25 protein-coding genes are annotated in these 25,393 nt (G+C 42.5%); 11 read left to right on the top strand and 14 right to left on the bottom strand.

The features are described from left to right. Positions 1–119: 119 nt before the first annotated feature. On the top strand, positions 120–1,463 hold the full coding sequence (locus tag A7D14_RS04315; protein WP_255307383.1) for an aspartyl protease family protein: 1,344 nt from the start codon (positions 120–122) through the stop codon (positions 1,461–1,463). Between the two features lie 63 nt (positions 1,464–1,526). Here the strand turns inward: A7D14_RS04315 and A7D14_RS04310 are convergent, their stop codons facing one another. After that, positions 1,527–1,913 carry a DUF1573 domain-containing protein gene (locus tag A7D14_RS04310; RefSeq protein ID WP_067030481.1) on the bottom strand — a complete coding sequence of 129 codons (387 nt, stop codon included), beginning with the start codon at positions 1,911–1,913 and terminating at the stop codon, positions 1,527–1,529. A 198-nt stretch (positions 1,914–2,111) separates the two neighbouring features. Between A7D14_RS04310 and A7D14_RS04305 the strand changes: the two genes are divergently transcribed. Together A7D14_RS04305 and A7D14_RS04300 are read left to right on the top strand one after the other, a co-directional pair. After that, positions 2,112–4,736 (top strand): valine--tRNA ligase, encoded by a 2,625-nt coding sequence (locus tag A7D14_RS04305; RefSeq protein WP_067030478.1) that lies wholly within the window; start codon positions 2,112–2,114, stop codon positions 4,734–4,736. Positions 4,737–4,822: 86 nt separating this feature from the next. Then, complete coding sequence (locus tag A7D14_RS04300) at positions 4,823–6,091, top strand: sterol desaturase family protein (RefSeq protein WP_067030475.1); 1,269 nt, start codon at positions 4,823–4,825, stop codon at positions 6,089–6,091. Here A7D14_RS04300 and A7D14_RS04295 read toward each other — a convergent pair. The 6 genes from A7D14_RS04295 to rsfS all read right to left on the bottom strand — a co-directional run bounded on the left by A7D14_RS04295 (position 6,088) and on the right by rsfS (position 10,803). Further along, positions 6,088–6,351: an acyl-CoA-binding protein gene (locus A7D14_RS04295; protein WP_067030532.1), complete on the bottom strand. Its 264-nt coding sequence runs from the start codon at positions 6,349–6,351 to the stop codon at positions 6,088–6,090. The two genes, A7D14_RS04300 and A7D14_RS04295, sit on opposite strands and share 4 nt — an antisense overlap. Continuing rightward, entirely contained in the window at positions 6,344–7,009 is a 666-nt protein-coding gene (locus tag A7D14_RS04290) for a phosphatidylserine decarboxylase family protein (protein ID WP_067030472.1), read from the bottom strand. Before A7D14_RS04290 ends, A7D14_RS04295 begins: the two co-directional genes overlap by 8 nt. Next, positions 6,999–7,802: a phosphatidate cytidylyltransferase gene (locus A7D14_RS04285; protein ID WP_067030470.1), complete on the bottom strand. Its 804-nt coding sequence runs from the start codon at positions 7,800–7,802 to the stop codon at positions 6,999–7,001. The genes A7D14_RS04290 and A7D14_RS04285 overlap by 11 nt, the downstream gene beginning before the upstream one ends. Positions 7,803–7,806: 4 nt before the next feature. After that, positions 7,807–8,415 carry an LUD domain-containing protein gene (locus tag A7D14_RS04280; protein ID WP_067030467.1) on the bottom strand — a complete coding sequence of 203 codons (609 nt, stop codon included), beginning with the start codon at positions 8,413–8,415 and terminating at the stop codon, positions 7,807–7,809. Positions 8,416–8,477: 62 nt separating this feature from the next. Beyond that, positions 8,478–10,421: an ATP-dependent zinc metalloprotease FtsH gene (ftsH, locus tag A7D14_RS04275; protein WP_067030465.1), complete on the bottom strand. Its 1,944-nt coding sequence runs from the start codon at positions 10,419–10,421 to the stop codon at positions 8,478–8,480. Between the two features lie 4 nt (positions 10,422–10,425). Further along, positions 10,426–10,803 carry a ribosome silencing factor gene (gene rsfS / locus A7D14_RS04270; protein ID WP_036383061.1) on the bottom strand — a complete coding sequence of 126 codons (378 nt, stop codon included), beginning with the start codon at positions 10,801–10,803 and terminating at the stop codon, positions 10,426–10,428. Positions 10,804–10,885: 82 nt separating this feature from the next. Between rsfS and A7D14_RS04265 the strand changes: the two genes are divergently transcribed. Beyond that, positions 10,886–11,629 carry a biotin--[acetyl-CoA-carboxylase] ligase gene (locus tag A7D14_RS04265; protein ID WP_067030461.1) on the top strand — a complete coding sequence of 248 codons (744 nt, stop codon included), beginning with the start codon at positions 10,886–10,888 and terminating at the stop codon, positions 11,627–11,629. On the opposite strand, the gene A7D14_RS04260 is transcribed toward A7D14_RS04265, so the two are convergent. After that, a complete protein-coding gene (locus tag A7D14_RS04260; protein WP_067030459.1) occupies positions 11,623–12,021 on the bottom strand; it encodes an orotate phosphoribosyltransferase in 399 nt (132 codons plus the stop codon). The genes A7D14_RS04265 and A7D14_RS04260 overlap by 7 nt on opposite strands. A 10-nt stretch (positions 12,022–12,031) precedes the next feature. Continuing rightward, positions 12,032–12,670 carry an orotate phosphoribosyltransferase gene (gene pyrE / locus A7D14_RS04255; protein WP_067030457.1) on the bottom strand — a complete coding sequence of 213 codons (639 nt, stop codon included), beginning with the start codon at positions 12,668–12,670 and terminating at the stop codon, positions 12,032–12,034. 7 nt (positions 12,671–12,677) lie between these two features. Between pyrE and A7D14_RS04250 the strand changes: the two genes are divergently transcribed. Beyond that, a complete protein-coding gene (locus tag A7D14_RS04250; protein WP_067030455.1) occupies positions 12,678–13,283 on the top strand; it encodes an NUDIX hydrolase in 606 nt (201 codons plus the stop codon). Here A7D14_RS04250 and A7D14_RS04245 read toward each other — a convergent pair. The 5 genes from A7D14_RS04245 to A7D14_RS04225 form a co-directional block, all read right to left on the bottom strand. Next, entirely contained in the window at positions 13,273–15,048 is a 1,776-nt protein-coding gene (locus A7D14_RS04245) for a M14 family metallopeptidase (RefSeq protein WP_067030451.1), read from the bottom strand. The genes A7D14_RS04250 and A7D14_RS04245 overlap by 11 nt on opposite strands. A gap of 65 nt (positions 15,049–15,113) precedes the next feature. Next, the gene (locus A7D14_RS04240) at positions 15,114–15,527 is read right to left on the bottom strand and encodes a response regulator (protein ID WP_067030449.1); all 414 of its coding nucleotides are present in this window, start codon (positions 15,525–15,527) and stop codon (positions 15,114–15,116) included. After that, positions 15,511–17,355: a PAS domain-containing protein gene (locus A7D14_RS04235; RefSeq protein WP_067030446.1), complete on the bottom strand. Its 1,845-nt coding sequence runs from the start codon at positions 17,353–17,355 to the stop codon at positions 15,511–15,513. The genes A7D14_RS04240 and A7D14_RS04235 overlap by 17 nt, the downstream gene beginning before the upstream one ends. A 201-nt stretch (positions 17,356–17,556) precedes the next feature. Next, entirely contained in the window at positions 17,557–18,015 is a 459-nt protein-coding gene (gene coaD, locus A7D14_RS04230) for a pantetheine-phosphate adenylyltransferase (protein WP_067030443.1), read from the bottom strand. A 34-nt stretch (positions 18,016–18,049) separates the two neighbouring features. Then, positions 18,050–19,024, bottom strand: a complete 975-nt coding sequence (locus tag A7D14_RS04225; protein WP_067030440.1) for a D-alanine--D-alanine ligase — start codon at positions 19,022–19,024, stop codon at positions 18,050–18,052. A gap of 78 nt (positions 19,025–19,102) precedes the next feature. Between A7D14_RS04225 and A7D14_RS04220 the strand changes: the two genes are divergently transcribed. The 6 genes from A7D14_RS04220 to A7D14_RS20190 all read left to right on the top strand — a co-directional run. Further along, entirely contained in the window at positions 19,103–19,693 is a 591-nt protein-coding gene (locus A7D14_RS04220; RefSeq protein WP_067030438.1) for a PASTA domain-containing protein, read from the top strand. After that, the gene (locus tag A7D14_RS04215) at positions 19,693–20,721 is read left to right on the top strand and encodes an RluA family pseudouridine synthase (protein ID WP_067030436.1); all 1,029 of its coding nucleotides are present in this window, start codon (positions 19,693–19,695) and stop codon (positions 20,719–20,721) included. Before A7D14_RS04220 ends, A7D14_RS04215 begins: the two co-directional genes overlap by 1 nt. Before the next feature lie 89 nt (positions 20,722–20,810). Continuing rightward, entirely contained in the window at positions 20,811–21,572 is a 762-nt protein-coding gene (gene yaaA / locus A7D14_RS04210) for a peroxide stress protein YaaA (RefSeq protein ID WP_067030433.1), read from the top strand. Between the two features lie 177 nt (positions 21,573–21,749). After that, on the top strand, positions 21,750–24,296 hold the full coding sequence (locus A7D14_RS04205) for a phosphoenolpyruvate carboxylase (protein ID WP_067030430.1): 2,547 nt from the start codon (positions 21,750–21,752) through the stop codon (positions 24,294–24,296). 22 nt (positions 24,297–24,318) lie between these two features. Beyond that, positions 24,319–25,017, top strand: a complete 699-nt coding sequence (locus tag A7D14_RS04200) for a uracil-DNA glycosylase family protein (RefSeq protein ID WP_067030427.1) — start codon at positions 24,319–24,321, stop codon at positions 25,015–25,017. Between the two features lie 190 nt (positions 25,018–25,207). Beyond that, a partial coding sequence (locus A7D14_RS20190) for a hypothetical protein (RefSeq protein WP_218058505.1) occupies positions 25,208–25,393 on the top strand: 186 nt, incomplete at its 3' end.

The following is a 25,393-nucleotide window of genomic DNA, read 5'->3' as shown; positions in this document are numbered from 1 at the left end:
AACAGTTGAAAACAACACATTGCACTATTATTTGCATCCTTTCAGGAATGTTAAATTAAGAACAGGGTCTTTGTTTATTTTGTATATTTAGTAGACATAACCACTTAGAAGTAAGTAAATTGAAAAAAAATAGGCTTTTTTTTGTGCTTCTTTTAATGTTGGCGCCCCTTTTGGCATCGGCGCAAGGATTCAAATTGCCTGAAGACCAGAAATTCCAGAGAATCAAGTTTGAGCTGATCAACAATATTATCATCATTCCCATCGATATCAATGGTACGGAACTTAAGTTTGTACTGGACTCAGGAGTGAGCAAGCCTATTCTTTTTAACCTTTCCGATCAAGATTCAATCCCCATCAATAATGTATCTGAAGTCACCATTAGAGGATTGGGGGGTGGAGAGCCCATGAAGGCTTTAATTTCCCAAGGAAACGCATTTAAGTTGGGAAAAGCCAAGAATTATTCACAGGACCTGTATGTGGTCTTGGACAAAGGCATCAATTTTTCCACTTCATTGGGTGTTGCTGTGCATGGAATTTTGGGGTATGAGATTTTTAGGGATTTTGTGGTGGAAATCAACTATAATTCTCAAAACATCAAACTTCACAATCCAAGACTGTATAAACACAAACCGCACAGAAAATCGCAAACACTTCCCATATTCATTGAAAAAAGGAAGGCCTATGTTGAGGGAACGGTTTTGATGAAAGATTCTGAAAACATACCGGTTAAATTATTGGTGGATACAGGCAGTAGCGATGCGCTTTGGCTTTTCCACCAACCTGAGAAAGGGCTGGAAATCCCGGAAAAGAATTATGAGGATTACTTGGGACGTGGGCTCAGTGGTGATATTTTCGGAAAGCGAACCAAAATTAACGGTGTACGAATCGGAGATTTTGAACTTAAGGACGCCAAGGCCGCTTTTCCATACCGTGAATCCTTCGGATTTATAGAAAATTTAGGTGATAGAAACGGAAGTGTGGGGGGTGAAATCCTGAAACGGTTCAATATTACCTTCGATTACCAGAGTGGTCTGGTCACCTTAAAAAAGAATGGGAATTTCAAGACCCCATTTCAATATAATCTGGCTGGAATCGACCTTCAACATAACGGGCTACGGTATATCGCCGAAAGCATTGCAGGTTTAGATGGGGTGGTAAGGGAAGATGACAACTCATCTTTTGGTAATGTGCAGATTCTCTTGGAAAACAAAACCCGGTTGAGCTTGGTGCCGGAGATCATTGTATCCGGTATTAGGGCGGGAAGTCCCGCAGCAGAGGCTGGATTGCGGGAAGGAGATGTAATATTGGCCGTGAACGGCAAACGGGTACACCGCTATAAACTACAGGAAATCCTTAAAATGCTCAATGAAAAAGAAGGAAAACGAATCAAGGTGCTCATAGAACGGTATAACAAGGACCTATTGTTCACTTTTGTGCTGAAAAAGGTCTTCGACGACGATTAGATCAAAAAAGAAAAAGCCCTGAAATTTTCAGGGCTTCTCATTGCAATATAATTTTCTTTCCACTTATTTGGCTCCTTCCGCCTTTACCGTTCCTTTTATTTTAAGAACCTTGGTAGGTGTATCGGCATTGGAGGTTACAGTAATGGCCTTTCTGATTGGGCCAACCCTATTGGTGTCATATTTTACCTCAATTTGACCTGTCTTTCCAGGTAAAATGGGCTCTTCAGGCTTTTTGGGGATGGTACATCCGCAGCTAGACTTAACATTGCTAATGACCAAAGGGGCCGTTCCAGTATTGGTAAATTCAAATACACGGACTCCATCACTGCCTTTGGCAATTTCGCCATAGTCGATGGTCTCACTCTTAAACTCAATTTTAGCAGCTGTATCTTGGGCATGGATTCCTAGGGAAAGCATCCCAACAAACAGCATAAGTACAGTTTTTTTCATTTTTTTGGTTTTTGGGTGAACTTCAAATGTAGATGATTTATCACCTGCATCCAAAATTCTTTTGTTATGTAATAACGTTACTTATTTTTGTTTCGTATTTCAGGATTGGTCCTTAGCCGAAGAATAGCATAAAATTAACATTACGCTTTCCTTTCAAAAAACCAATCCATATCCTAAAACAAAAACTATACCGAAATAATGGAAATCCCATCAAAATATGACCCCAATAGGGTGGAAGAGCATTGGTATGCCTACTGGACAGCGCATAATTTTTTCAGCTCAAAACCCGATGACAGGGAACCCTACACCATAGTAATTCCCCCACCAAACGTAACAGGGGTCCTGCATATGGGACATATGCTCAACAACACCCTGCAAGATGTTCTTATACGCAGGGCAAGGCTCTTGGGCAAAAATGCATGTTGGGTGCCCGGCATGGACCACGCTTCCATTGCCACTGAGGCCAAAGTGGTGGCTAAATTGAAGGAGGAGGGCATAAACAAGGACAATCTTTCGCGGGAGGACTTTTTAAAACATGCCTGGGATTGGACCAACGAATATGGTGGTGTTATTCTCCAGCAGTTGAAGAAATTGGGTTGTTCCTGCGATTGGGACCGAACAAAATTCACCATGGATGACGATATGTCGGCCTCTGTGATCAAAGTTTTTGTGGATTTATATAATAAAGGTTTGATTTACAGGGGTTACCGAATGGTGAATTGGGATCCAGAAGCCAAAACAACCTTATCTGATGAGGAGGTAATTTATGAGGAACGCCAAGGAAACCTGTATTATCTGGCGTATGCCATAGAAGATTCGGATGAGAAAGTGATCATTGCCACCACCCGTCCCGAGACCATTTTGGGCGATACGGCCATCTGCATCAACCCTAATGATGAGCGATACCATTATTTGAAGGGTAAAAAGGCCATTGTGCCCATTTGCAACCGTGTTATTCCCATTATTGAAGACGAATATGTGGACATTGAGTTTGGTACGGGGTGCCTAAAAGTGACCCCGGCACATGATGAAAATGACAAAAACTTGGGCGATAAGCACAATTTGGATGTGGTGGACATTTTCAATGAGGATGCAACCCTAAATTCCTTCGGGCTTCACTACGAAGGAAAAGACCGTTTTGTGGTACGGAAGGAAATCTCCAAAGAATTGGAGGAAAAAGGCTTTTTGGTCAAGACCGAACAACATCTCAATAAAGTAGGTACTTCAGAACGCACCAAGGCCGTGATAGAGCCCAGATTGTCCGATCAATGGTTCCTGAAAATGGAAGAAATGGCCAAACCGGCCCTTGATGGGGTGTTAAAGACAAGGGATATCAAGTTTTATCCCAAGAAATTCGATAACACCTATCGACATTGGATGGAAGGTATCCGGGATTGGAACATTTCCCGCCAATTGTGGTGGGGCCACCAGATTCCAGCTTATTATTATGGGGATGGTCAAGATGATTTTGTAGTGGCCGAAACACCGGAGGAAGCGTTGGAACTTGCCCAATCCAAAAATCCAAAAATCCAGGAATCAGATTTACGCCAAGACCCCGATGTTCTGGATACCTGGTTCTCTTCCTGGCTATGGCCCATAAGCGTGTTCGGGGGTATTCTGGAACCCGACAATAAAGAAGTGAACTACTATTACCCCACCAATGATTTGGTCACGGCCCCGGACATTATTTTCTTTTGGGTGGCACGGATGATCATGGCCGGATACCATTACAGGGACAAAAGACCTTTTGAAAACGTGTATTTCACAGGGCTTGTGCGGGACAAACAGCGCCGGAAAATGTCCAAACAGTTGGGCAATTCCCCCGATGCCTTGAAGCTCATCGAAGATTTTGGGGCAGATGGTGTCCGTGTTGGACTATTATTGAGTTCATCCGCAGGGAATGACATTATGTTTGATGAAGCCCTTTGCCAGCAGGGAGCCAATTTTGCCAACAAGATTTGGAACGCGTTCCGTTTGGTAAAAGGCTGGGAAGTTGCTGATATTGCCCAACCCGAAGCTTCAAAGATTGGATTGGAGTGGTACACTGCCAAATTAAATCAGACCTTGGTTGAAATTGAGGACCATTTTTCCAAATACCGAATTTCAGATGCGTTGATGGCCATCTACAAACTGGTATGGGACGATTTCTGTTCGTGGTTGCTGGAAATTGTTAAGCCGGCCTATCAACAGCCCATTGACCAAACCACTTTTGATGCCGTTATCCATCTGTTTGAGGAAAACTTGAAACTGTTGCATCCCTTTATGCCGTTCTTGACCGAGGAGGTTTGGCAGCATATCGCAGAACGAACCCCTGAAAATGCCTTGATCGTTGCCAATTGGCCCGAAGCTGGAGACACCAATAAAGCATTGATTTCGAATTTCGAATTTGCCAGTGAAGTAATTTCGGGAGTACGGACCATCCGAAAGGAAAAGAACATCCCACAGAAAGAAGCTTTGGAGCTATTCATGCTGAATGCAGAAAAAGTGGGTGGTCAGATGGATGCTATCATCATAAAACTGGCCAATCTCTCCAAGTTGGAAACTGTGGGTTCAAGTATAGATGGTGCCTTGAGCTTTAGGGTGAAGAGCAATGAATACTTTATTCCAATAGGTGGAGCCATTGATGTGGAGGCAGAGATTCAAAAGATCACCGAAGAGCTCAATTACACCAAGGGCTTTTTGAAATCGGTACAGAAAAAGTTGGGCAATGAACGTTTTGTCAACAATGCACCAGAGCAAGTGGTGGCCATAGAGCGTAAAAAAGCCGCGGATGCCGAAGCCAAAATAGAGACCTTGGAAAAGAGCCTGGAAAGCTTGCGATAAATTGTAAGGGTGTTTTCGTTGATTTAACCTTGGGTTCTGTCAAAAGGTGTAGGTAGCATATTCTTCTTTTTCATATATTTAGGAATATGGAAACCTACGCCACAGCTTTGTTGTATGCCACCCCTTTTTTTCTGGGGCTGGTTCTTTTTGAAATTTTGTATGGCCATTTTGCCAAGAACCAGAAGCATACCATTATGGATACGGTAAGCAGCCTTAGCTCTGGTCTTACCAATGTGGTCAAAGACTCTTTGGGACTTGTGGTTATTTTGGTTTCCTACCCATTTTTATTGGAGCATTTGGCCCTTACCGAAATCAAGGCCACATGGTTGGTCTGGGTGGTTGCTTTTATTACTTTGGATTTTGCTGGGTATTGGAACCATCGGTTGAGTCACCACATCAACTTTTTTTGGAACCAACATGTTATTCACCACAGTAGTGAGGAATTTAATCTGGCGTGTGCCTTACGACAGCCCATTTCCAATCTCTTGGGCTATTTTGCACTCTTGTTGATCCCGGCCGCACTTTTGGGTGTTCCCCACAAAGTAATCGCTGTTTTGGCTCCCATCCATTTGTTTGCCCAGTTTTGGTACCATACCCAACATATTGGAAAGATGGGTTGGTTGGAGTATGTCATTGTGACCCCATCACAACATCGTGTGCACCATGCCATCAACCCTGAATATATAGACAAGAACCTGGGGCAGATTTTCTGTATTTGGGACCGGATGTTCGGTACGTTTCAAGAAGAATTGGATGAGGTGCCGCCCCAGTACGGTGTATTGAAACCCGCACAAACCTGGAATCCGATCATCATCAATTTTCAACATGTATGGCGATTGATACAAGACGCATGGCGGACCAAAAGTTATTGGGACAAACTCAGAATTTGGTTTATGCCCACAGGTTGGCGTCCATCAGATGTAAAGGAAAAATATCCAGTACAGATTATTGAAGACGTCTACAATTTCAAAAAATATAAGCCCGAAACTTCCAAAGCGTTGAAAGGCTATTCCATTTTTCAATTGGTGGTCACCACGGCCATGTTGTTGTTCATGTTCTATAATTATGCTGAAATAGGGTTTGAAGGACTTCTTCTTTTCGGGGCATTTGTCTTTTGGAGTGTCTATGGATATACCACATTGATGGATAGGGCCAAATATGCGGTTTGGATAGAGGTGTTAAGAGGAATGGCCGGGTTGGTATTTATTTTTATGACGAAAGATTGGTTTGGGCTAAATGCCTATTGGTCCATAGGCAGCTACCTTGTGGCACTTTATTTTTTCATCACTGCCTTTGGAGGCATCTATTTCACCTACTTTGAAAAGTCTTATGCTGCTCCTAAATTGGCGTCTTAAAGATTTCTCACCTCCGTATTGACCAAATCAATATATTTTTTCATGGCCTCGTTGGCATTAATGTTCTTTGCTTGGAACAAAGCATTGGCCTTAAAAGCATTGATCAATGGCGTTCTGCTCCCAGGGTTGTCATAGTTTCCATTGGCAATCTTGAAATAGGCGTACAGCTTCAGCAAAAGATCGGCAGGAAGCGGTTCCGTATACCCATTTACAAAGGCCACCGCATCATTAAATTCCTTATGTAGTTCTTCATTAGTCATCATCCTTCCTAAATGAAGCTATACATGTTTTGGCACCCACTACTTTTTGGCCCAATTTTACGGTCACATTGCAATTAAGGGGCAATAGCAAATCCACCCGGGAACCAAATTTGATGAATCCCGCATCTTGCCCTTGGGTCACTTGCTCGCCCTCCTCAGCATAATTTACGATTCGTCTGGCCATGGCGCCGGCAATTTGACGATAGCCAATTTCACCAAATTTTGGGGTATGGAGTACCACTGTGGTGCGTTCATTTTCGGTGCTCGATTTTGGGTGCCAAGCCACCAAATATTTTCCGGGATGATACTTGGAATAGGTTACCGTGCCACTGGCAGGGTAGCGGGTAACATGGACATTCACGGGTGACATGAAGATGGATACTTGTCGGCGCCTGTCCTTGAAATATTCGGGTTCGTCCACTTCCTCAATAACGACCACTTTGCCATCAACAGGTGCCAAAATCTCATTAAAATTGGGTGTGACCGGCCTTCTGGGATTTCTAAAAAACTGCAATATGGCAATGAGAAGGACAAAGGCAGCAATTTGTACCGCAAACCGAATCCATTCCACTTCAATATAGAATTGTGCAGAAATTATGGCCGCCACCACAATAAAAAAAGTGAAGATGACTATTTTTTGTCCCTCTTTATGAAACATACGAAAATATATTAAGTACTAAATAGGCAAATGGAGCTGCAAATACCAAACTGTCCAATCGGTCCCAAATTCCACCATGTCCCGGTAAAATTGCCCCACTGTCCTTTACACCTGCCATTCGTTTGAATTTTGATTCCAACAAATCCCCCAAACTGCCCGCTACTACAATTACTGTGGCCAATATCATCCATTCCATCAATGATAGTTTGGATTCATACCATGACATAATGTAAGCGGTTGCCAGTGCAAAAATAAGACCTCCCAAAGAACCTTCAATGGTTTTTTTTGGAGAAACTGCAGGATACAGTTTTGTTCGGCCCAAAGTTCGCCCTACCAAATAGGCAAAGGTATCGTTGACCCAGATAAGGATAAATATGCCCATGATGAGAAATTGGGCAAAATTATCTTCTTTATAGGGAATCATGGTCAGAAAAATAAACCCACCCCCAATATAAAAGACGGCTATGATAAACTTTTGAACGTCAGAAAACTTTTTGGGCCTTTTGGAAAACAGGAACATGAGCAGGGCCACATCCACAGCAATGGTCAGTAGCATTAAAATAGTAATGGCAGTGGTGTCTTGCACAACATATATGAAGGTCCACCAAAGAGCTAAATAGGCGACAAAAATGTAATACCCCTTTAAACGCACAATCCGCTTGAACTCGTAAAGGCATGCCAGACCAAATGCCATAAACAAAAAATCGAAGGCGTCCGAGCTTAAAAAAACAGACCCCAAAAGAAGCACCACGTAGATGACCCCCGTAATGGAGCGCCTAAGAATTTCTTTCATGTAATCAATAATCTTCTAAGAGTAAAAGATATACATTTTTTGAAGCACTTCCGTAGGAAAGGAAATCATCTTTGTTTTCTTGTGTTCGTTGAAAGTGTTTTAAGGTGGTAATATTGTTGGGAATGTTTTTCTGATAGCGCTCCTTAATGATCTTTAATGCCTCGCTGATCGAGTCCACCAATTGGCTGGTTGTGGCAAAGACAATCAAGTTTGAAGGGAGTTCGTCCAATTTTTTTTCCTTGATCTGGTTGGAGCATACCAAAATGGAACCATTATGGGCAACCAAGTGCTCACAAGTAGTGAAGAAAATATCACTTTCCTGCCGGTTGTCCGTAAATTCTAACTTTTCTGATGCAAAACGGGTTTCCAACTGGGGATTCATGGAGTAGAAGAGGTGATTTTGCCAATCATTCTCTGAAATAATATTTTTTAAGGCTTCGGATACTTCCGAGAAATCCTCACAGTAAATGAACTTGCCCCCGTTTTTTTTGAAGTATATGGTAAACTTTTCATCCACGGGAATTTTTAAATCTGGCATATGCTCTCCACGGGTTTCCAAAGTTTCCTTGGAAACCTTTTTTCCTCCTCCAAAAAGCTTTTTAAAAACTCCCATTTATGGTATCACGTACTTTTTATCAATGTCAAATTAAAACTCTTTTAAATTGAACCTGAATATTATTTTGCTGCCTCCAATTCTTCTTTTTCGAACGGTCTCTTGCCAAAAATCTTTTCCAGATCGTCCTTAAAGATAACTTCTTTTTCCAAGAGTCTATCAGCCAATTCTTTGAGTTTGTCCTTATTGTCATCCAATAACTTTATGGCTCGCTGATATTGGGCCTCTATCATTTTGGATATTTCAAAGTCGATTTTTTGGGCAGTTTCCTCACTATAGGGCTTGGTGAACCCATACTCGTTTTGCCCCGAGGAATCATAATAGGTGATATTCCCCAATTTATCGTTGAGGCCATAAATAGTGACCATGGCCCTAGCCTGTTTGGTCACTTTCTCAAGGTCGCTCAAGGCTCCAGTGGAAATTTTATTGAAGATGACCTTTTCAGCGGCCCTTCCGCCCATGGTGGCGCACATTTCATCCAACATTTGCTCCGGTCGAACGATCAAACGTTCCTCGGGCAGGTACCATGCAGCTCCCAAGGATTGCCCCCGGGGTACAATGGTGACTTTCACCAAAGGTGCAGCGTGTTCCAACATCCAACTCACAGTAGCGTGACCTGCCTCATGATAGGCAATGGTCTTTTTCTCCTCGGGTGTAATGATCTTGTTTTTCTTTTCGAGTCCACCCACAATCCTGTCCACGGCATCGAGGAAATCTTGTTTGGTCACAGCCTTTTTCTCTTTTCGTGCAGCGATTAAAGCGGCTTCGTTACAAACGTTTGCAATATCCGCACCAGAGAATCCAGGTGTTTGTCTGGCCAAAAAGTCCAGATCAAGGGTTTCTGCGGTTTTGATGGGACGGAGGTGAACCTCAAAAATTTCTTTACGCTCGTTAAGATCGGGCAAGTCCACATAGATTTGACGGTCAAAACGCCCGGCACGCATCAAGGCTTTGTCCAATACATCGGCTCGGTTGGTGGCTGCCAATACAATAACATTGGTATTGGTTCCAAAACCGTCCATTTCAGTCAATAATTGGTTCAATGTATTTTCACGCTCATCATTGGAACCTGTAAAATTATTTTTCCCCCTGGCACGTCCAATGGCATCGATCTCATCAATAAAAATGATGGCGGGCGATTTATCCTTGGCTTGCTTGAACAAATCCCGTACCCGTGATGCACCCACACCCACAAACATTTCCACAAAGTCAGAACCTGACAGTGAGAAAAAAGGCACTTTGGCTTCGCCGGCCACCGCTTTGGCCAACAAGGTCTTTCCAGTTCCGGGAGGGCCCACCAATAAGGCTCCTTTGGGAATTTTACCTCCGAGTGAAGTGTATTTATCAGGATTTTTAAGGAACTCCACAATTTCTTGGACTTCCTCCTTGGCACCTTCCAGTCCGGCAACATCCTTAAAGGAAGTTCGGGTATCTGTTTTTTCATCGAAAAGCTTGGCTTTTGACTTTCCAATGTTGAAAATCTGGCCCCCGGCGCCACCACCGGCACCACCGGACATTCTCCGCATCAAGTAAATCCAAATACCTATAATCAGGGCAAATGGGAGCAAAGAGAGCAATAGTTCGCCCAAAACATTGGATTCCGTATCGAATTCAATGATGGTGTCCAGATTGTTCTCCTTTTTTATTTCGGTGATTTCGTTTTGGAATATCTGCAAATCGCCATAGTCCAAAACATATTGGGGCACCAAACTTGTGGATGGGAGCAATGGTTTTTCGGCCACGCCTTTGTGTACATCTTTGCTTAGGGCCTCATCGGTTAAAAAGACCTTGGCCTGACGAGTATTGGTAATGATGATTATCTTATTGATATCGCCATTGCGCAAAAACTCCTGAAGTTCAGAAGTGGTCGTCTTTTCGGTATTCGTAAAAGTACTGCCTCCAAAAAATTGGAAACCAATGATCAATGCAATAACGACACCATAAATCCACCACGAACTAAAACGAGGTTTTTTAGGGGCATTATTTGGATTGTTTTCTTTTGCCATTTTTTTAAGAATTGTAGCTGCTCTCCACCATGGTTACTTTGGCGTCTCCCCAAAGTCCCTCTATGTCGTAGAATTCCCTGATGTGTTTTTGAAATACATGTACCACAACATTAACATAATCCATTAAGACCCATTCTGCGTTCTCAGAACCCTCAATGTGCCAAGGCTTATCATGTATGGCCTTGCTCACGGTCTTTTGAATGGAGGAGACAATTGCGTTTACATGCGTGTTGGAAGTACCGTTACAGATTATGAAGTAGTCGCAAACAGTATTTTCGATTTCCCTAAGATCAAGTAGATTTATGTCAACTCCTTTAACTTCTTCAATCCCATGTAAAATTAAGGCAATCAGTTCATCTGCGCTAGCTTTCGTTTTCTGCATTCAAAAATTTTAGTTTTTACAAAGTTATATTTTTTTTGCTTTCTTAGCCCTAGATTTTAACATATCATAAAGGCATACGTCGTTGGGAAAGCTACCACAAATAATCAAACTTGATGCCACGGACTCCACAAATCTGTATTTAAAGGATCTTTTACGGTCAAAGAATGTCGCGGACAACACCGTGGTAGTGGCCAAAAATCAATTGAAGGGAAGGGGGCAGATGGGCTCTTCGTGGCAATCGGAAGAAGGTAAAAACCTAACATTCAGCATATTAAAAAAGTTTGATGCATTGCATGCCACCCATCAATTCAATTTGAACATTTGTGTTTCCTTGGCCGTTTCTGACGTACTTGCTGAACTTTTCATACCAAATGTCAGTGTAAAATGGCCCAACGACATTATGTCAGGCACACAGAAAATATGTGGCATTTTGATAGAAAATATCATGAAAGGGCAGTGGGTGCAACATTCCATTATTGGAATTGGGCTGAATGTGAACCAAATGTCCTTTGAAAATCTGGACAAAGCGGGCTCACTTGGGTCTATATCAGGACAAATTTTTGACCTGGATGAAGTGTTGCAGAAAATTCTGAAGAGAATGGAGCACCATTTTCAGGGGATTGAGGAAAAAACGGTCACCCAGCTCTTGCCCTCCTATGAACATCTTTTGTTCAGAAAGGACAAACCGTCCACCTTTACGGATGCCCATGGCGAAATGTTTATGGGATTCATCCGAAAAATATCCAGTTCTGGCAAACTGGTTTTGGAATTGGAGGACCAAATTTTCAAAGAATTCGACCTAAAAGAGGTTTCCCTGCTTTATTGACCCAACTTGCCCATATTGGAAGAGAGGGTCTCCATGAAATTGGTGATCGGGGATTTGATCATCATCGCCATCATGGCATTGAACTCACCTTCAAAACTCAAAGCTACCTCACTTTCATTATCGCCCAAGGAGGTGATGTCGCCCGTCAAGGTAAATGGGAGTTTGTCGCTGGCCGCGCCCAGAACCACTTTTTCATGGGGAATCTGCTCTTTCAACCTTAGGGTGATTTCCGGCATGCCCTTTAGGGCAAACTTGAAGGTCTTTTCATCCAAAACCTCAAATTTGTCAATATTGCTGGGCATAAGGGTCTCAAAATTTTTGATATCGGTCAGAAACTCAAAAACCTCCTTATCGCTTTTGGCTACTTTCTTTTTAGGGACTTCAATGTGCATATTTGAAGGATTATTTCCATTGCTGTGGATTGGATCTCCACTGCAAAAGGGTAGTTAACTGTGATTCTTTGACGTAATGGGTTTCAGAGGCTTGCTCAATCAAGTGCTCATAGTCCGAAAGGGTGTGCAATTCCACTCCTTCCTTTTCAAAATTGGTGGTCGCCACTGGAAAACCGTAGGTAAAAATGGCCAACATGCCTTTAACGTTGGCACCATGGTCCTTCAAGGCTTTTACGGCATTAAGGCTACTTTTTCCCGTGCTGATAAGGTCTTCAATGACCACAACATTTTGACCTGATTCCAAATTGCCTTCAACCTGGTTCTGTCTTCCATGGGATTTGGGTTCGGGTCGCACATAAATAAAGGGCAACCCCAAGGCCTCTGCCACCAAAATACCAATTCCAATGGCTCCTGTGGCCACACCGGCGATGACATCGGGTTTACCATACAGATTTTCCACCTGTTTGGCCATCTCTTCCCTGACAAAATTTCGGATTTCCGGGTAGGAAAGCATTATCCTGTTATCGCAATAAATTGGGGATTTCCATCCCGATGCCCATGTAAAAGGATTTTCGGGTTCCAACTTAATTGCATTAATTTGTAATAGCAGTTCCGCTGTTTTTTTAGCAATTCCCTTATCTAAAACCATTGCGCAAATGTATGAAGTTTTTGTTAATGAATCCCCACTGATTTTAACAAACAAGCGCCCAAAAGAGTCCAATGGGAACCTCTTTTCCTTGGAGGGCGATTCTGTTATAGATGCAATAGAATTATTGGCAAATGGAAAACTGGACAAGGCCTATTTCTATCATCCTGATCTATTGAAATTGCTGAAGATGTTTAGGCATAAATTGCCTGTTGTTGTTGCGGGTGGCGGTTTTGTGACCAACAAAAAAGGGAAAGTACTCTTCATCTACAGAAATAAAAAATGGGATCTTCCCAAAGGGAAGGTAGACAAAGGAGAGTCCATAGAGGATGCCGCCATCCGGGAGGTTATGGAGGAAACCGGGGTAACGGATTTGGTCATAGAGAAATTTCTGCGGACAACCTACCATATCTTTAAGCGAAGTGGGGAGTACCAATTAAAGGAGGTGCACTGGTTTGCCATGTCCACATCCTATGATGGCAAATTGGTTGGGGACAAGTCCGAAGGCATTAAAAAGGTTAAATGGAAAGGCCCCAAGAAAACGGCAAAGGCCTTGAAAAACTCCTACCATAACATTAAGGTGCTATTTGAGGATAACCCAAAACCTATTGCTTAGGTAAGATACCAGCAACTTCACTATCCTTGGCAATTCGGTAAACTGGGTAATTGAGATATGCTTTTTCCAAATAGTTGGATTGATGAAAGATCCAATCCAATTGGGCGTACCAATTTTCAGCAAACTGTTGGTCCAATTCTTTTTTGAGCATAAAATTTTGGCGCAGCACCGAATCTTTCTGAAGCATTTCCAAGGCGATGTCCTCAAAAACGTAGGGTGAAAAACCTTCTTTTTGTTGCAGCACGGTATCGAAAAAATTCCAATTGAAAAAGGAATCCACACCTTGGGGTTCCAAAGTTTCCAAAATATACCGGATTCCCGTTTGTTGGGTTGGGACCACAATGTCCCCAGCCCTAAAATGCACTTTCTCGGCATGCTTTTCCACTTGGGTATTGTAATGGAGATAATGCCCTTCATACGGCGCATTTCTGGTCTCATAATCCGAAATCTTGTACGCTTCAATGGTAAGGGCAGTGTCCTTTTCCAATTTAAAATAATTGATCTTGTTGGCGTCCAATCGATCTATGACCGTTTGCCACCCTTGCTTTAAAATGTATGCCGCAGGGACCATAACGGTATCTGTTGGATAAAAATAATTCCTATATACGGTCTCTTTGGTAAAGGGCCTGCTACGGTCATACTTTAATCGAGGCAGTTGCGTGACCTCACTTTGTAAACGATCAGCTTCAAACCCCTTAAAATTGAGAATGGTACTTTGCGTGGTGTCCACCTGCCAATTAAAATAATATTCGGACCGGGTTGGGTTGGTTTCCAATGCTTCTTTGCGAAGGGACTTGATGGTGTCATGCTCTTTTTCCACGACGTCTATCAAGCTTTCCATAAGTGCATAGGTTCCTTCAACCCGTTGTTTGTATGGTTTTAGCATGTGGGTTTCCACCATAAGGCCCAACGTGTTCCATAAGGTGGTGTATCCGGTGGAATATCTGGGGTGGTCCATAAATTGACTGAACCCAAGTTCCGGTGGTACATTGAACACATTTACATACGGAGTGATGTCCCAATCCTTGTTCGCCAGGGAATTTTCCAGATCGGGCATAAATTCTTCGTGAAGAAAAGTGCCTAATTTGCCACCCAATTTATTGTGCTGTGTGAACAAGTGGGTCAAGGTATATTGGTAATCTGCCCCATTGCTCACATGGTTGTCAATAAAGACATCGGGTTTTACCAAATGGAAAATTTCTGCGAAACTCTTGGCATTTTTGGTGTCCATTTTTATGAAATCCCTATTGAGGTCATAGTTTTGGGCATTGCCCCTAAACCCATATTCCAATGGTCCGTTCTGGTTGGCCCGGGTAGTTGAATTTCTATTGAGCGCCCCCCCAATGTTGTAAATGGGAATGGTAACCAAGACGGTATTTTCTGGGGGTTGTAGTTTTTCCGTAGCCAAGTCACGATACAAAAGCATGGTGGCATCAATGCCATCACTTTCCCCTGGGTGGATGCCGTTGTTGATCAGGATGATGGACTTTTCCTTTCTTACATTTTCAAAATTAAAATCCCCATCTGGATTAAAAGTGACCAGGTGCAGGGGGTAGCCACTATCCGTTCTGCCAATGGTGCGGATGTTGATCTCGGGAAAATCCCGTGCCAAAGTAATGTAAAAGGCAATGGTTTCCTCATAGGTTGGGGTTTCCAGGCCGTTGGAGGTCTCGTAAAAGGTTTGGTATGAAGCCACTTTGTCCTCTGTTTTTGTCTCACAGGATATAAGCAGCGCTAAAACAGTTAAAAGGATTACGTATTTCAAATTTAAAGAGGCTTTTTTGAATTATAAAAATTCGTTTAAAAGCTTAAAAATACGGAATATTATGATCAGGAAGCAAGATGGATGCAATCCAGGTCCGTCGGCTCAATTTTAAAGATCGGCTTGTTCTTAAAATTAAGAATATGCAGGCATTTGGCCTTTGCTTCGTTCCATTTTTGATGATCTAAAGGGTCAATGGATGACGTGATCATGTTGATGATGATCTTTTCCTTGAGTTCCAAGTCCATAATCTCTTCCAAAAAGTCCCACCCATCCATAATGGGCATGTTAATGTCCAAAAAAATGACCTCTGGGATATCGCCCCCACTATCCATTCTTTTGAGTAGGGCATCCAGGGCCTCTTTTCCATTTTGAAAAATTTGAACATCGTCACAAAGGGCAACGGGCTTCAACATTTTCCGTATTCCGAAAACGGTTATGGGATCATCATCCACTATAAATATGCTACTTATCTTCTTCATTAAAATACACATTGAACGTAGTACCTTTATCTACTTCACTACTTACTGTTATACTTCCGCCCATGGCCTCTATTTGGTTCTTTATGATGTAAAGACCAAGCCCCCGAGCCTCCTTATTGTTGTGGAACGTTTTGTACATCCCAAATAATTTGTTTCCATATTTTTCCAAATCTATTCCCAATCCATTATCGGAAAAGCTAAAAATAGTGCCCCTGCCATGTTTTTTGGCACTCAAGACAATGGTAAGTTTTCTGTCCAGACTCCTGTATTTTACCGCATTGGTCATAAGATTAAGGATAATACTGTCCAAATAGGCAGGAATGCTTTGTATTTCCAGATTTTCTGGGACATTATTTTCTACCTCTAACTTATGTTTTTCCAAAAAGGCAGAAAGGTTTTTTTGGATCTTTGTAATATTTTGGTGCAGGTTTATAGGCTTTTTTTCCAGATTTACATTGGTGTTGATATCGACAATCTGGTTGAGATCCTCCAAAGTTTCCATTAAGTTGTTCGAAGCATTGGACAACATGCCTACAATCCGTTCTTTTTCGGTTTCATCCTCTTCATTGGCCAAAAACTTCAAAAGCATGGAGAAGTTGGCCGAGTGTGATCGGAGATTGTGTGAAACGATATGGGCAAAGTTGATCAATTTTTTGTTTTGGAGCGAGGTAACGTTAATGAGGTTCCTCATTTGATCTTCTTTCTTTTTTAGACCCGTAATGTCCATGCTAATGCCGATGAGCCCATTTACCTTGCCATCTAGGTCAAAAAGTGGAATCTTTGATGTCAGAAAATGGGTGGTTTCCCCATTCTTTTTAACGCAAAGTGTTTCTTTTCCTATCATTGGCTTTTGGGTGCGCATCACCTCTAAGTCCTCATGTACCGAAATTTTGGCACTTTCCTTGTCAAACGTATCAAAATCAGTTGTTCCGATGAGCTCCTCATGGCTTTTTCCCAAATAGTCACATTCGGCCTTATTGACCAGAATTTTTCTGGAATCGGTGTCCTTTATGAACACGTTCATGGGAATATTATCGATCAGGGTGGTCAAAAGTTGTTGGCTTTGCTTGGTTTGCAACTCGCTCAAAACCTGTTCATGAATATCTTGGAAAGTGCCGAAAAGCTTTACGACCTCTCCGTTCTGTTCTATGGGTTTCCCTGAGACTCTAACCCATCTTTCCTCTCCATTATCCGTGATAATAACAAGTTTCTCATTAAATGGAATGCCTTTTTCCATGGCTTTGTGAAACAACATGGATATCTTGTTTCTACTGTATCCCTGCTTATAAAATGAAATGGCCTCGTTTACATTGGGAGTATATGAAGCGGGTACTTTATGGATTTTTTTGGTTTCATCGCACCAGAAGAGCTGTTCTGTGTTTATGTTATATTCCCAACAGCCCACTTTTGCAACTTCAGATTTTGTACTTAGAAGGTTGATCATACGATTCAACTCCTTTTCCTTTTTTATTTCTTCGGTGATGTTTTGGGCTTGAATAATGGAACCGATCAGATTTTCCCTCTCATCGTACCAAGGGGTAAAGGTGTTTTCATACCATACTTCGGAAGAACCATCCCCTTTTTTGAACCTACAGGTTTGGGCTGTGCTTTTTCCCAGACATTCCCGAAGGCTTTTACCGCAATCTGTATTGTAGCCCATGAACAGATCATAAACAAGAATACCAATGGCATCTTTTGAACAAAGGCCAAAAGTATGCAGCCAAGAGTCCGAAGCATCAACAAGAATACCATCGACACCTACAAGTGCAGTTGCCGTTGGAAGCTGTTTTAATAAGTAATGTTGGGCAATCCTCTCAACTGCTTTCAAAATACGGGGTTATTAGGGAAACTTTTTACAATCAAGAAATTTAAGACCAATGTATAAGTATTGACATTTCTTACTCACTAATTGTTGTGAAAAGGGTCAAAATTGTTGTTTTATTGACAAATGTCAAGGTTTGTCAATTATAAAGATAACAGATTTAACTTACAAAGTTAGAAGAAAAGCCACAAAACTATTGCAAAAAAACTAGTGTTTTACAACAACTGTGTCAGGCACCAAACCAGTGTAATCGCCGCCATTTCGGATAACGTCCCTAACAATTGAGGAGCTTATGTACGATTTGCCCGATGAAGTCAATAAAAAGACAGTCTCAATTTCAGAAAGTTTTCTATTGGTATGGGCAATGGCTTTTTCAAATTCAAAATCCGCTGGGTTGCGGAGCCCCCTCAGGATAAAATCGGCATTGATTTTTTTGCAGAAATCAACCGTCATCCCCTGATAGGTCTTTACTTTTATTTTTGGTTCATCTTTAAACGCCTCTTCTATGAATTTGACCCGCTCTTCCAAGGAAAACATATATTTTTTATCGGCATTGATCCCAATGGCTATTACGAGCTCATCAAAAAGCGTGATGCCTCTTTTTATAATGTCGTAATGGCCTAGGGTTAGGGGATCAAAGGAACCTGGGAAAATGGCGCGTCTCATGGATGGCAAAGTTTGTTTTAAAAATACGGAAATTCTATCGTAAAGCCTCTTCAATGGCACTGGCAAATAATTCTTCAAGGGATATCCCCGCTTCTTTGGCCTGCTTGGGCAATATGCTTTCCTCGGTAAGCCCCGGGGTTGTATTGACTTCCAATAGAAAAGGCGTATCGCCAATAAAGATGAACTCACTGCGTGAGTATCCCTTCAATCCCAACGTTTTATAGATAAATTCTGCCCATTGCCTAACACTGTCTTCCTGAACTTTGGAAATGCGGGCCGGGGTAATTTCCTGGGATTTTCCCTCATATTTGGCCTCAAAATCAAAGAAATCATTGTCAGAAACGATTTCTGTAATGGGGAGAACAGTGACCCTATTTTTATAGGTGATAACGCCCACCGACACTTCGGTGCCATCCAAAAAGGATTCAATGATGACCTGATCATCTTCCGAAAAAGCATTGTCCAAGGCGGCCATAAGGTCCTCTTTTTTATAGACTTTGGCCACCCCATAACTACTGCCGGCCCTGTTGGCCTTCACAAAACAGGGAAGCCCTACTTTGTCAACAATGGCGTCCTCATTTACGGTGTCCCCTTTATTCAAATAATAGGAAATGGCACAGTGTACCCCATACGGTTTAAGCGTGCTCAGCAAATCCCTTTTGTTAAAGGTAAGGGCAGCTTCATAATGGTTGCATGAGGTTTGGGGAATGTCCAGAAGCTTAAAATAGGCCTGTAGCAGGCCATCTTCCCCCGGAGTGCCGTGTATGGCGTTGAAAACACAATCAAAATGGATTTTGGCGCCGTCAATTTCTATGCTGAAATCAGACTTCTCCACTGGAAATTCCTCACCCATATCATTCAGGTATACCCATTTTTCCTTGGTGATGACAATGCGGTACGGATTATATTTTTCCCGGTCCAGATACCGATACACTACGTTACCGCTCTTTATGGAAATTCCGAACTCGCTGGAATAGCCACCCATTACAATGGCAATATTTTTTTTCATTGGCTGTTGAATATCGCTCAGCCAAAATAAAGAAAAAAGGACTGGCTTTCCTATATTTGTCCACATAAGGCATTTCGCATGAAACAATTTTTCAACTTTTTAAAAAGCAAGACATTTTTCATCCAGCTTGGGTTGGCGGTGGTGGCCGTTGTGGTATTGGTCCTTCTGGCCTTGCAATGGTTAAAAGGTACTACCAACCACGGTGAGTTTGTTGAGGTCCCGGATTTTTCCAGAATGTCCGTATCCGAAATGCGAGAAGCAGTGGAAGATGCCGGTCTTCGGTATCAGGTTTTGGATTCATCCAATTACAATCCAGATTATCCCCGGTTTTCCATTCTTGAACAGAATCCAGATGCGGGAAGTAAGGTGAAGAGCAACCGTAAAATTTATTTTACCGTGAACCCATCAGGGTATAAAAAGGTGACCGTACCTGATATTATCCAAGTCACCCAGCGCAATGCATCATCCATGCTGCGGGCCGTTGGGCTGGAAGTGGAACGGGTAACCTATATCGATGAGCTCGGTAAGGACATGGTCTACAATATGAAACACAAGGGAAAATACGTGAAGCCCGGTGACAAATTACCCAAAACCTCCAAGGTTGAGCTGATCTGTGGCAATGGAACCATTCCCGGAAGTGCTAAGGTTCAGGCTGATTCCCAGGAATAATGGATGATTCGGAAAATCAAGAACTTTCACAAGACGAACTTTTTGAGCATTATCGATTTCTGGCCTCAAAAGGGCAGGAACCTTTGCGCGTGGACAAATTCTTGATGAATTTTATAGAAAATGCCACCCGAAATAAGATTCAGCAAGCCGCAAAGGAAGGGCATATTTGGGTGAACGATTCCATCGTTAAACAAAATTACAAAGTAAAGGCCGGGGATGAGGTAAAAGTATTGTTTGAGCATCCGCCCTACGAGTTTTTGCTGACCCCAGAGAACATTCCCTTGGATATTGTGTATGAAGATGACTCCCTATTGGTGGTGAACAAACCAGCCGGAATGGTGGTGCATCCCGGTCATGGGAATTATTCCGGCACCTTGATCAATGCCTTGGTCTACCATTTTGACAATCTGCCCAACAACAGTTCCGAGCGCCCTGGGTTGGTGCATCGGATAGATAAAGATACCTCCGGACTTTTGGTGATTGCCAAAACCGAAACTGCCATGACCCATTTGGCCCAACAGTTTTTTGACAAGAGCAGTGAACGGGAATATGTGGCCTTGGTCTGGGGCAATGTGGAGGAGGATGAAGGTACGGTGGAAGGCCATATTGGGCGTAATCCCAAAAACCGACTCCAGATGATGGTCTTTCCCGAAGGGAACGAGGGCAAGGAGGCGGTGACCCACTATAAGGTTTTGGAACGATTTGGCTATGTTACCTTGGTCTCATGCCGATTGGAAACCGGACGCACGCATCAGATTCGGGTGCACATGAAACATATTGGGCACACCCTGTTCAATGATGAACGGTATGGCGGCGATAAGATTTTGAAGGGTACCACCTTTACCAAATACAAACAGTTTGTGGAAAATGCCTTCAAGGTTTTGCCCAGACAGGCACTGCATGCCAAGACCTTGGGGTTTGAGCATCCCAAAACGGGTGAGTTCATGCGATTTGATTCCGAATTGCCCGAAGACATGGTCAATTGTATTGAAAAGTGGCGCGGGTATGCCAGGCATCACGAATCATAGTTTCCTTCAATCTTAAGATTGAAAACACCTTTGGTGTATCCTACCAAAAAACCAAAAACCTCGCTATTTTTACGGAAAATTAATTTCTGATGAAAATTGTTGTCTCACCGGCCAAGTCACTCGATTTTGAAACTGCTTTGCCCACATCTAAATATACCCAGCCCCAATTTTTGGAGCAATCCGAAAAATTGAATAGTATTTTGAAAAAGAAAAAGCCCAAGGCATTGTCCAAGCTCATGTCCATTTCAGATAATTTGGCCGAATTGAACTGGGAACGCAACCAACAATTTTCATTGCCCTTTACCGTGGAGAATGCCAGACCCGCGGTCTATGCCTTCAATGGAGATGTGTACCAAGGATTGGATGCCTATACCATTCCAGAAAAGAAACTGGACAAACTCCAAGACACCCTTCGGATTCTATCCGGGCTTTATGGAATTTTAAAACCCTTGGATTTGATCCAACCGTATCGATTGGAAATGGGAACCCAATTGAAAGTGGGGCGAAAAAAGAATCTGTATGAATTTTGGCAAAAACAGATTACTGAATATTTGAATGGTGAAATGGAGGATGACGAATTGTTCATCAACCTGGCAAGTAACGAATACTTTGGTGCCATTGATGAAAAGAAACTCAAAGTGCCCGTCATTACCCCAATTTTTAAGGATTGGAAGAACGATAAGCTCAAAATCATCAGCTTTTTTGCCAAAAAAGCAAGGGGTTCCATGGTTCGGTACATCTTTGATACCAATGCCAAGACCTTGGACGACATCAAAGGGTTTGATTATGACGGGTATATGTTCAGTGCCGAGCATACCCTCAAGGAAAACCAACCTGTTTTCATTCGGTAGAGTTAAAATTTCTTCCTGAGATTTAGGGGCCAACTTCTTTCAAAAAACAAGACAAGGTGTTAGGTTTGTGGAGCACATGTCTTAAATTGTGATACGACTAAAATTAATCCCAAGGTTTGGCATTAATCCCGACCTTTGGATGCTCTATTATTAAAAAGAACACTAACACCGAAACCCATGCAGCAGTCCAGACGATTAGAAGAGTTTAAAAAATCGGTAACCAATAAATTCAACATATACAATAGCCTGTTTTTGAGTTTGCCCTACAAAAATGTGGAGAATGTGGGGATGCTCATTCCCCTTTTATTGGATCAATGTGAAAAAGGACTCAAGGATGGGAAGGACCCGCAAGAAATTTTGGAGGTTTTCTTCTCCAATTTTGTGGATATCCAGGATGAACGGGAACGATTGGATTTTATGTTTCGGATCATTCAATATGTGGAGCGTCAGGTGGTGCTTTACGATAGTGTTGAGGATTCCGCTTTCCCAAAATTGCAGGAATACAGCAATTCATTGACCATCAAGGACTATTTTGGATTGGTGAACCGCACCAAGAACTGGGACAAGGTCTCCAAAAAACTCTCAACCTTTAGTGCCCGGATAGTTTTAACGGCGCACCCTACGCAATTTTACACACCGGCCGTATTGGATATTATTGCTGAACTGCGTTCGCTTATTGATGAAGATAGAATCCACGATATTGATGTGACCCTTCAACAATTGGGGTTGACCTCATTGATCAATGCCAAAAAACCAACGCCCTTGGATGAGGCCAAGAACATCATCTACATTCTTCGGAATACGTATTATGATGCCGTTGGGGAATTGTATCAATATGTAAAGGGTAATATCCGGGATGATAAGTTTGGGAACTACAACCTCATGAAACTTGGATTCTGGCCCGGTGGCGATCGTGACGGAAACCCATTTGTGACATCGGAAATCACCAAACAAGTAGCCGATGAATTGAGGTTGACTTTGATGAAATGCTATTACAATGAATTGAAGGACCTTCGGAAAAAGTTGACGTTTAAGGGCATGCAAGAAGACCTTAATGAGCTGAGCGGCAAACTGTACAAGGCCATGTTCGACCCTAATGCACCCATTTCTTACGAGGGAATAATTGAGCATCTAGGCATTGTGAGAGAAAAATTGGTGGCAAATTACCACGGGCTGTATTTGGACAATCTTGATCAATTTATTGATAAGGTCCATATCTTCAAGACCCATTTTGCCACTTTGGATATCCGCCAAGATCACAGCAAACACTTGTTGGTGGTGGAAACCATTTTAAAACAAAAAGGAGCCATCAAGGAAAGTATCTCCGAGCTCAAGGAAAAGGAACTCATAAAGTGGCTGTTGAAAGAAAACATGACGTTGAAACCAAAGGATTTTGACGAAGACATTGTAAAAGATACCATAGCCAACATCCAACAATTGGCAGAGATTCAGGCCACGAATGGGGAGGAAGGTTGCAATCGGTATATCATCAGTAATTCCGAGGATATTTTTGCCGTTCTGTTCGTGTTTGGCTTGTTCAGATGGTGTGGTTGGGATGAAAAGGACATCACTTTTGATATTATTCCGCTGTTCGAGACCATGAAAGGCATGGAAGCCGCGGAAGAGGTCATGCAGACTTTGTTTGACATCCCTTCCTATAGAAAACATTTGGAACGAAGAAATGAAATCCACACTATAATGTTGGGCTTTTCGGATGGTACCAAAGATGGGGGCTACCTAAAGGCCAATTGGTCCATTCTCAAGACCAAGGAAACGCTCAGCAAGGTGTGCAAGAAAAACGGCATCAAGGCCATTTTCTTTGACGGCAGGGGAGGGCCACCGGCAAGGGGTGGCGGCAAGACCCACAGGTTCTACGCGGCCCAGACCAAGGATGTGGCCAATCACGAGATTCAGCTTACCATTCAAGGTCAGACCATTACCAGTACGTATGGTACCAAGGAACAATTTATCCACAACTCGGAGCAATTGCTCACCGCAGGACTCAGTAATAACCTTTTTGGAAAGGAACTGGTTATTTCAGCGGCACAGCGTAAGTTGATCGAGGAACTTTCAGACCTCAGTTTTGAAAAGTACGATGCCTTGAAACAGCATGACAAGTTTATCCCATATTTGGAGAACCGAAGCACCTTAAAATATTATACCAAGGCCAATATAGGAAGTAGGCCCGGTAAACGCGGGAACAAAGAAAAATTGACCTTATCCGATTTACGCGCCATCTCATTTGTGGGCTCTTGGAGTCAGTTGAAACAGAACGTGCCAGGATATTTTGGATTGGGTACGGCAATTGCCAAGCTCAAGGAGGAAGGACGATTGAATGAGGTGAAAAAACTCTATAAAGAAGTTCCCTTTTTTAGGGCCCTGATGCACAACAGTATGATGTCCCTCGCCAAAACCAATTTCAATCTCACCAGCTATATGAAGGAAGACTTAGAATTTGGGGAGTTTTGGAATATTCTGCACGACGAATTTGAATTGTCACAGAAGATGTTACTGCAGATTTCAGGCCTAAAAATTTTGATGGAGGACGAGGAAGTATCCCGAGAATCCGTAAAGATCCGGGAGAAAATTGTGTTGCCATTGTTGGTCATCCAGCAGAATGCGCTGTACCATGTCACACAAAATTCAGAATACAAGGAATTGTACGAGAAAATCGTGACGCGCTCATTGTATGGAAATATCAATGCCAGTAGAAACTCGGCTTAAAATTGGGTTTTAATTCCGTATAGTGGGCAAAAAGGCATTTCTGCATACACACCCCTACGAGCCCTTCCTATTTCCCGAGGCCTCCAAACTGATTGTGGGCACCTTGCCACCACCCCGATTTACCACAGGTGAGTTGCGAAAGGAAGACGTGGATTTCTGTTACGGAAGCTGCAATGGAATGTTGTGGCCTATTTTGGACCGCATCTTTGACCTAAACCTGAAATTTGAGAATACCGCAGAAGCCATTGCACAACGAGAGCATTTCCTGAAAAAGCAGAAAATAGGCGTTTGTGATATTGTGCACAGTGCGGAACGCGAAAAAATTGACGCTTCGGATTTGGGAATGCAAAATGTGGTATTGCGTGATTTGGTGAGATACCTCCAAAAATATCCCAATATTGATACCCTTTTGTTTACAGGAGGTAATAGCAAAAATGGCCCCGAGTATTTTTTCAGGAGGCAACTTAAGGAACACGGACTAGAGTTGGAAATTGTTTCTGATGAGGTACCCCGAATACATCAATTTGAATTACCGCTCAAATCAAATGATATGTCAGTTCGAGCGCAGTCGAGAACCATCAAAACCGTATCCTTAACCGCCCCCTCGGGAGCGGCCAACCGTGCCGTGGGCAGTCTTCAATTGTACAAGGACCTGAAAAGGAAAAACCCTAAATTCAATACGTTTGACTTTAGGGTGATGCAGTATCGGGAGTTTTTTTAAAATTGAGGATAGACTACCTGAAAATCAAGTATCCGTCAAACGGTTTGGGGCATTGGTCAATTTTTAAACAATTTGTTTGTTGGTGTGAATATCTTGAAGAAATCCCAAAAAAGGAAAATTATGAAAAACGTACTTAAAATTACAATTGCCCTGTGTTCAATTATAATGATTACTTCTTGTAAAGTAAACCATGGTACTGCCAAAAGAAGTACGGCACCGGGTCAAGTCAAAAAAGCAACAGGGGCCAAAAGTGCCAAGTCCTATGCTCCGGGCCAACGGAAGAAAAAAGATAATTGGAAATAACTTTTATTGCCTTTCCAAAATGGAAAACCGCCTCTACAACGGAGGCGGTTTTTATTTTGTCTATTGTATTGAA

Source organism: Allomuricauda sp. CP2A (genome assembly GCF_001683915.1).
GTDB lineage: Bacteria > Bacteroidota > Bacteroidia > Flavobacteriales > Flavobacteriaceae > Flagellimonas.
Note: the sequence above shows the minus strand (reverse complement) of the source record. Positions and strands in the feature narration are given on the sequence as shown.

Bases quoted from the DNA above. Each gene is read 5' to 3' on its own strand.
- A7D14_RS04290 (WP_067030472.1), bottom strand. From the start codon at position 7,009: ATGTTTCATAAAGAGGGACAAAAAATAGTCATCTTCACTTTTTTTATT.
- A7D14_RS04295 (WP_067030532.1), bottom strand. From the start codon at position 6,351: ATGACTAATGAAGAACTACATAAGGAATTTAATGATGCGGTGGCCTTT.
- A7D14_RS04285 (WP_067030470.1), bottom strand. From the start codon at position 7,802: ATGAAAGAAATTCTTAGGCGCTCCATTACGGGGGTCATCTACGTGGTG.
- ftsH (WP_067030465.1), bottom strand. From the start codon at position 10,421: ATGGCAAAAGAAAACAATCCAAATAATGCCCCTAAAAAACCTCGTTTT.
- coaD (WP_067030443.1), bottom strand. From the start codon at position 18,015: ATGAGACGCGCCATTTTCCCAGGTTCCTTTGATCCCCTAACCCTAGGC.
- A7D14_RS04220 (WP_067030438.1), top strand. From the start codon at position 19,103: ATGAAACAATTTTTCAACTTTTTAAAAAGCAAGACATTTTTCATCCAG.
- A7D14_RS04300 (WP_067030475.1), top strand. From the start codon at position 4,823: ATGGAAACCTACGCCACAGCTTTGTTGTATGCCACCCCTTTTTTTCTG.
- A7D14_RS04205 (WP_067030430.1), top strand. From the start codon at position 21,750: ATGCAGCAGTCCAGACGATTAGAAGAGTTTAAAAAATCGGTAACCAAT.
- A7D14_RS04225 (WP_067030440.1), bottom strand. From the start codon at position 19,024: ATGAAAAAAAATATTGCCATTGTAATGGGTGGCTATTCCAGCGAGTTC.
- A7D14_RS04305 (WP_067030478.1), top strand. From the start codon at position 2,112: ATGGAAATCCCATCAAAATATGACCCCAATAGGGTGGAAGAGCATTGG.
- rsfS (WP_036383061.1), bottom strand. From the start codon at position 10,803: ATGCAGAAAACGAAAGCTAGCGCAGATGAACTGATTGCCTTAATTTTA.
- A7D14_RS04310 (WP_067030481.1), bottom strand. From the start codon at position 1,913: ATGAAAAAAACTGTACTTATGCTGTTTGTTGGGATGCTTTCCCTAGGA.
- A7D14_RS04240 (WP_067030449.1), bottom strand. From the start codon at position 15,527: ATGAAGAAGATAAGTAGCATATTTATAGTGGATGATGATCCCATAACC.
- pyrE (WP_067030457.1), bottom strand. From the start codon at position 12,670: ATGGTTTTAGATAAGGGAATTGCTAAAAAAACAGCGGAACTGCTATTA.
- yaaA (WP_067030433.1), top strand. From the start codon at position 20,811: ATGAAAATTGTTGTCTCACCGGCCAAGTCACTCGATTTTGAAACTGCT.
- A7D14_RS04250 (WP_067030455.1), top strand. From the start codon at position 12,678: ATGTATGAAGTTTTTGTTAATGAATCCCCACTGATTTTAACAAACAAG.
- A7D14_RS04215 (WP_067030436.1), top strand. From the start codon at position 19,693: ATGGATGATTCGGAAAATCAAGAACTTTCACAAGACGAACTTTTTGAG.
- A7D14_RS04260 (WP_067030459.1), bottom strand. From the start codon at position 12,021: ATGCACATTGAAGTCCCTAAAAAGAAAGTAGCCAAAAGCGATAAGGAG.
- A7D14_RS04280 (WP_067030467.1), bottom strand. From the start codon at position 8,415: ATGGGAGTTTTTAAAAAGCTTTTTGGAGGAGGAAAAAAGGTTTCCAAG.